Genomic DNA, 5947 nt, shown 5'->3' with positions numbered 1-5947 from the left:
TCCAAACCACCCATCATGGCGATGAAGGAGTGGCATAAAACCCATCCGGAACTTTTTAAAAAGCGACCTTATAATCATGCGGGACTTGACACCTAGTTGGCCACGGCTACCTGCAGAAATGCGCTGTTGCAGGGGATTTCTAATATGAGCTCACGCTAGGAGGTAGAGGACTTTTTAGCGCTATTGCCCGGTCACTAACAATCTTGTACGAGTTACCTGGGGAGATTGATGCCAGCGCCAGCAAACCCTCGATACCCTATGCCTATTTCCAGACCATATTGACGAGGGAGGGCCTTGGCGTACTTCCGATTCTGGTTCTATACGTCGCCGGCATGTATTCCATGACCGATATCGGCAACGCGATCGGCAAACACAAGTCAGTGGTTTCCAGCAAAACCCGTAATCTGATCAAGCTCGGTTTGTTGCAGTGGCACACCCCATCATTGCATGGCGAGGACTTCCCGGTGCCGGCTGATCAGGCAAGCCTGGTGCTTAGCGGATTGCGGTTTCGACTGAAGCCCGCATTCTCAAAATGCTAACTACCCAGGCGCACGACGCCGGCTAGCGTTCGCTCCATGAAGTCCTTTTGCTTCTTCCAAGTGTTCAGCATTTGCCGTTGTTCATGATCAGCCCCCGGGGATACAACTTCCTCAAGGTCTCCTTGATATAGCGGCAGAGACGGCATCGGCAACCTGTCTTGGCGCTCAATGGAGTGTCTAATGCTCGTCATTACCTTTGAGCGCTTTTTGAAGGTGGGGCAATGTTCCGCCACTCCCCACTCCGGCGCCACCAAGCCAGTGTAACGACCGAGAGGCGTCTTGAATATGGGATAGCCGGCAACCCCCTCATGTAATCCTATGCAAGGCAGCGTCTGGGGCATGGGGATATCCATTTCCAGCGCTGGGCAGATCATTTTGAGCAACATTTTTTCCTTATCAGGCATACGGCCATACTTTTTCGCTCTCTCTAACGCCTCTCGGAATACACCATGCCGGTCACCCTGGATTAGCTCTTGCAGTCTGCCTGACCTTCGAGCCAGCTGATGGAACGGCGCTATCCAATATGAGGCATTTGGCTTCGATATCTCGTTTGCGATCCAGGACCACGACTGAGTTGGCCAACCAGAGACATCATCGTGAGCGCTGCGAAGGGCACGCTGCACAAAGACCGGAATATCGACTAAGTGCCAGTCTATGCCGCGTGCTTTAAGCCAAATACCAACCAAACATAAGCTCTGAGGACCATTTTGGTATTGGTTGAAATAGTATGGCCAGATCGTTTCGACGGGTAATTGGGCCACCTGATGCACAAACTCGACCCATTCACTATGAAATTCTGCCATTTCAGCCTGGAGACCTGTAATTTCGCCATCGGTCAGTAACGGCCGCGTGGTTGAATCGAGTACCTTCTTGCGCAGGTCATCGATTTCCATCTGGATGCTCTCTTCCAGTCTTGCCAGGTCCTGGACACGGCCGTGCCCCTCAACAAACCGGATCTCGTCCAGGCTGACCGTCCGACTTTCCCATTTATACTCAAGCTGGAATCCATTTCGGTAGGGAGCATGAAGCCAGCACTCCAGGTAAAGCCGCCCTTCCTTTAGGCTGTGCTCGATGCACGCCGGCGACAGTACATACAGGTGATCAGCGTTGCTAACTTGGATGTCTTTTACGCTTTGATTAAGGCGGTCGGGATCGAATGATGGAAGGACCCATAGAATGGCGGTACCGGCATGGGCTTCGTAGAAATATTCCCGCGCCGCGATCGCTGGCGCCAGCTCTCGTGAAACCTGGACCTCAAAGGCTACACGCACATTATTAACGACCGCCTGAACGTCGGGTTTCCGCCAAATGCGCGGGGCCTTTGCCAGACGTTGCTCGACCTTAACACTGCCCGGAGCAACCAAAGGATCCTGCGCCAGAATTTCGGCAATCTGGTGCTTGAGTTTATAGTGCAGCCGGCTTTCCTGTAGCCCCTGATGCTGCAGGGCCCGAACAATTGCCAAGGGAATGGAGGTATCGCTGCGTTGAGGGCAGTTGTCGGCCTTGTCCTCTTGTAGTCGATAATGGCAAAAATAGTATTCCTGCTGGGAGGTACTGCGAACGAACAGAGGCTCTAAGCAGAACCGACACCGAATAAGCGGTGACGTTTCAGATCCGTCTTCTCGTCCTTGCCGAACGACCTCGTTGCGTGCATTAGCCCTGTTGATCCTGCCCCGTAATCGCTCCATCGCCTTCGGGGATTCTTGCGTGATCTCATCAACAGTGGTGTGTTCGTATGCATCATCACCTTCTATGAGCCGTTCAACAAGCCGCACAGTGAAACGGGACCCTTCCACAAATTCTGACATATCGGTTCCTCTCGGTGGGGATAGAGGCTACACCAGGCACTTTGATTTACCATACTGTACTTGCTTCTGCCGCCATTGAGGAGACAGTGAAAGCTGGGGACTCGGCTGCGGAAGTTACAGTCATCGCCAAGCACCTAATAAGTGAAAACCCCGGTCTCGTTGAGATCGGGGTTTTTGCGTTATAGGGCATTATTCTTCCGGTTTGAACCGGCTCGTACCGGTCCTTACCGTTTGGTCCTGAATTCTTTTTACCATTTCCATCATTTCAGACAGTCGCTGAACCTGTTCCTCTGATTGTAATTTGAGTTTCCGCTCCAGCTCCTTTGTCCGATCGTGCTCTTGTTTCAAGGACCAGGTGAGCTCTTCAGCTTTTTCCTTGTAGTGTGCCACCTCGACCATCAAAGCACGTTTCTCTGTCTGTGCATTCGTAATGACGCGCTTTGCTTCGTCTAGCTCCCCATGTAGTGAGTCGATCATCAATGCCTGTTTCTTCAACTCGTTCTTGAGGTTGTCGATTTTGCTATCGGCTTTTTCCAGGACAAACTGCTCCGCCTCAAGTAGTAGAGCTGCTTCTTCAAGCGCTCCGTCGTGTTCAGCAATTTTCTCATTCAGCGCTGCAGTCGCCTGGTCTACTAAACGGTCGTACAGGACGGTAATAGAAGCAGTAATCGGATCAACCTCAACTCCTTCCTCTATGACGGGATATTGGTTCCGCCATTCCTTCAGGTATTGGGAGACAATCTCAGTCGAGCCACCGATCAAATCGCGAATCGCCCGCACTGTAGGGTTGAATCCGTTCTCACGCAGCTTGTTGGCAGCATTGAATACGTCGGACTCTTGCACCTTGCTTAATCTAGCCATCACTGCACCACAGTCGGTCAAATTTTATCCATTAGCGTAACAGAACATAACAGAACAGAACACAAATACACATTGAAATTTAACTTACGAAAATGTAACTTTTAATGAGTATTTAGCAGAGAAGGGCAACTTAGTGGGTGAGCTTACCGGAACACGGCATACGGGCCTGTCGATCGATCTGCTCGATCATGACGATCCACGCCAGTATTCAGAGCGGAATCCAGCCTTCCTCTACATCCAGAGCCTTCCGTCTGAAGCGTCACGGATTACTGTGACCAGCTTCACGGCTCGTTTCGTTCGTCATTGGAACGCAATGATGGCCGAATCCTTCTTGCCAAAGCACTTGGCTGCATTTTCCGTCGCTGATATTGAGTATGAAGCCGACTACGAACTTGCCCGTGATAACCGCAATCTCAAAACAGCCATCGCGGCACCGTGGCGCACGCTGACCAATGGCATATTCGTGGCGGTAATGGAGCGAGTTCGCCGAGCCACCGTTGATAACCCCAGCAGTGACCAGATGAACCCTTCAACCTACAATTCGTACCTAGCAGCCATAAAGGGTATTGCACGGAAGGCTTACCTGGCGCGCCTGATCCCCAGCGATGAGTTCAACCTGATCACTGACAATCGCTCGATTAAGTACACGCGAGAAAAAGGTAGCGGGGTACTGATTGAGGAGGTTCAGGAAATCGTCGATATGTGCCTGCAGGAAGGCACAAAAGCTGGACTGCGGGACGCATTGCTGTTCCTGCTTCTTTTTGGATGCGGACCACGCCGGTCTGAGTTGGCGAACATTGATCTGAGAGACGTGGACCTGATTCGCGGCCGCATCGTTGTCACCGGTAAAGGCAACAAGAAACGTTACCTTCGACTGCAGCCGTACACCCTGGATATCCTGATGGATTGGATCGGAGAAGCTGAAATCACTGAAGGAGCACTATTGCGGCGAATAGCCCGGGGTGATCATGTGGCTCAGTATTCTCGTGCAAGCAGCACCCAGGTCACAAAGCATGATTCATCACCGAAAATGGCTGACCAGAAGGAAGTCGGGGTTGCACGATCACCACGCATCACAGCTGCCGGCATCTATGACATAGTGAAGCGGAGAATGCTGTCCAACCCGAAGATCACACGTATCGCTTCACCACACAGTTTCCGGCGTGGATTCATAACGTTTCTGCACCGCAAGGGCGTTGATGTCATCACGATTGCCGAACTTGTTGGCCACGACAACGTGAATACCACTCGCGGGTACATAACGGATTTGGAAGAACAGCTGGACAGTGCCGCTCGGTTAATCAGCTTTGGCCAGCAGGAGGCACAATAGCGTCAGCCATGGCCTCTACAGCTAATGCCGATAAATGGCGTTATCGGCATTAGCATGCAGGAGGTTCAATCGTGGCCAGCTTGCACTATTACAACCGCCACGTTCGAACTTGCTCTAACCTGTTAAGCAGATTCACCACCTACAATCAGGAAGTCGTCACGGCTACCGCCTTTTTCTTCATGCTCCGTAATCCATTTCGGTGTGCGACCACGACCCGACCACTCCAGTGCTTTACCGGTAGCATTATCGATACGGCGATATTTGGGTTTTACCTGGCGTGTAGGCTTAGTAGTACCTGTTGAGCCAAGAATATCTTCAGGCGTAATACCTTCTTCATTCATCAGAGCAATTAACGACTGAATTTTTTGGCGGTGAGCCTCTTCAGCCTCTGCTTGTGCGCGTTTTTCTTCTTTAAGCTCGTCATAGATAGCTGTTACATCAGCTAAAAGCTTTTCAATCTGATCCGCATTCATTTCGCGCATGGTTGCACGAAGTGAGTTTTTACGAGTCAAAACGTTCATTGCTTCAGACAAAGGAAAACCTCCAGTACTACTAATTTTAGCGCCTAATCATAGCAAACGATCCTACGTTATGACTATCAGACCGTAAGATTTATTGGCGCTCAGCGAATCATCGTTATATCCATCACGGATGGAAAGGTGTTTTTGCCTAAGTCTCACCTATTGGTTAACTGTAGATGAAGGGCTGTTAAAAGTATAATCGTTAACTTTAATATTTATTAATGCAGTTATTGGCCCAGAGCGGACATTAACGCTCGCCTAACAGGCGCAGAATGCTTGGCCAAAATTAGGAACGAAGTGACGCAAGCCAAGCTTTTTGCGTCCTTTGTTTAGGCGCTTGTTAAATGACGATTAATTGAAACCTTTAATTTGTACATTGATACCTGTAAAGTCGATATCAATTGCCATAAACACCATTGCAGCCCATATAATAGACAATGAGAGACCGACATAAATCGGAATTCGACTTACAGAAAACCTTTTAGCTACCAGCCAAGACGTAATCGACATAAAGCTTTTCTTATGAGAGTGCAGACGCCTATTTACAATTTCATCATAGATAGCAGTTCTGTCATGAAATAAACTCCAGATCTCTCGACGGGATTCATCGGTACGATGGATATGTAACAACAATCTGCCCTCTATTTTTTTTAGTGCCTCTTCCCAATACTCTTGCCAAAATTTTGCACCACTTGCCATCCCACCTTGAAAAAGAGAAATTAGCAAACCAGCTATACAGACAAGTAATGTAACTACTGGTTTAGTATGGCTTGACTGCATGACACCAGCAAAAAGAACACCTTGAAAAATCATGAAGAAGTTATTTCTCTGAACCAGTTGAGTTATTTCAAAATCTCTTTTTTCTAAAGCTATTTTGAACAATGCTTT

The 5947-nt window shown here is 49.4% G+C and carries 6 protein-coding genes; 2 read left to right on the top strand and 4 right to left on the bottom strand.

The window, feature by feature from the left end:
- Nucleotides 1–203: 203 nt before the first annotated feature.
- On the top strand, nt 204–539 hold the full coding sequence (locus KTN04_RS16400; RefSeq protein WP_217336303.1) for a hypothetical protein: 336 nt from the start codon (nt 204–206) through the stop codon (nt 537–539).
- Here KTN04_RS16400 and KTN04_RS16395 read toward each other — a convergent pair.
- Nucleotides 536–2347 carry a DUF6035 family protein gene (locus tag KTN04_RS16395; protein WP_217336302.1) on the bottom strand — a complete coding sequence of 604 codons (1812 nt, stop codon included), beginning with the start codon at nt 2345–2347 and terminating at the stop codon, nt 536–538. The genes KTN04_RS16400 and KTN04_RS16395 overlap by 4 nt on opposite strands.
- Before the next feature lie 189 nt (nt 2348–2536).
- The gene (locus tag KTN04_RS16390; RefSeq protein ID WP_217336301.1) at nt 2537–3229 is read right to left on the bottom strand and encodes a DNA-binding protein; all 693 of its coding nucleotides are present in this window, start codon (nt 3227–3229) and stop codon (nt 2537–2539) included.
- Between the two features lie 112 nt (nt 3230–3341).
- On the opposite strand from KTN04_RS16390, the gene KTN04_RS16950 reads away from it, so the two are divergent.
- On the top strand, nt 3342–4538 hold the full coding sequence (locus KTN04_RS16950) for a tyrosine-type recombinase/integrase (protein WP_217336300.1): 1197 nt from the start codon (nt 3342–3344) through the stop codon (nt 4536–4538).
- 122 nt (nt 4539–4660) lie between these two features.
- Here the strand turns inward: KTN04_RS16950 and KTN04_RS16380 are convergent, their stop codons facing one another.
- Both KTN04_RS16380 and KTN04_RS16375 read right to left on the bottom strand, forming a co-directional pair.
- The gene (locus tag KTN04_RS16380; RefSeq protein WP_254262631.1) at nt 4661–5071 is read right to left on the bottom strand and encodes an H-NS histone family protein; all 411 of its coding nucleotides are present in this window, start codon (nt 5069–5071) and stop codon (nt 4661–4663) included.
- Nucleotides 5072–5410: 339 nt separating this feature from the next.
- On the bottom strand, nt 5411–5947 hold a 537-nt coding region (locus KTN04_RS16375), incomplete at its 5' end, for a RipA family octameric membrane protein (protein ID WP_217336299.1).

The organism is Marinobacterium weihaiense, assembly GCF_019061305.1.
Taxonomy (GTDB): Bacteria; Pseudomonadota; Gammaproteobacteria; order Pseudomonadales; family Balneatricaceae; genus Marinobacterium; species Marinobacterium weihaiense.
This window is presented reverse-complemented; position numbering and strand designations above follow the sequence as displayed.

Excerpts from the sequence above, each read along its gene's own strand:
- KTN04_RS16395 (WP_217336302.1), bottom strand. The coding sequence starts at position 2,347 with ATGTCAGAATTTGTGGAAGGGTCCCGTTTCACTGTGCGGCTTGTTGAA.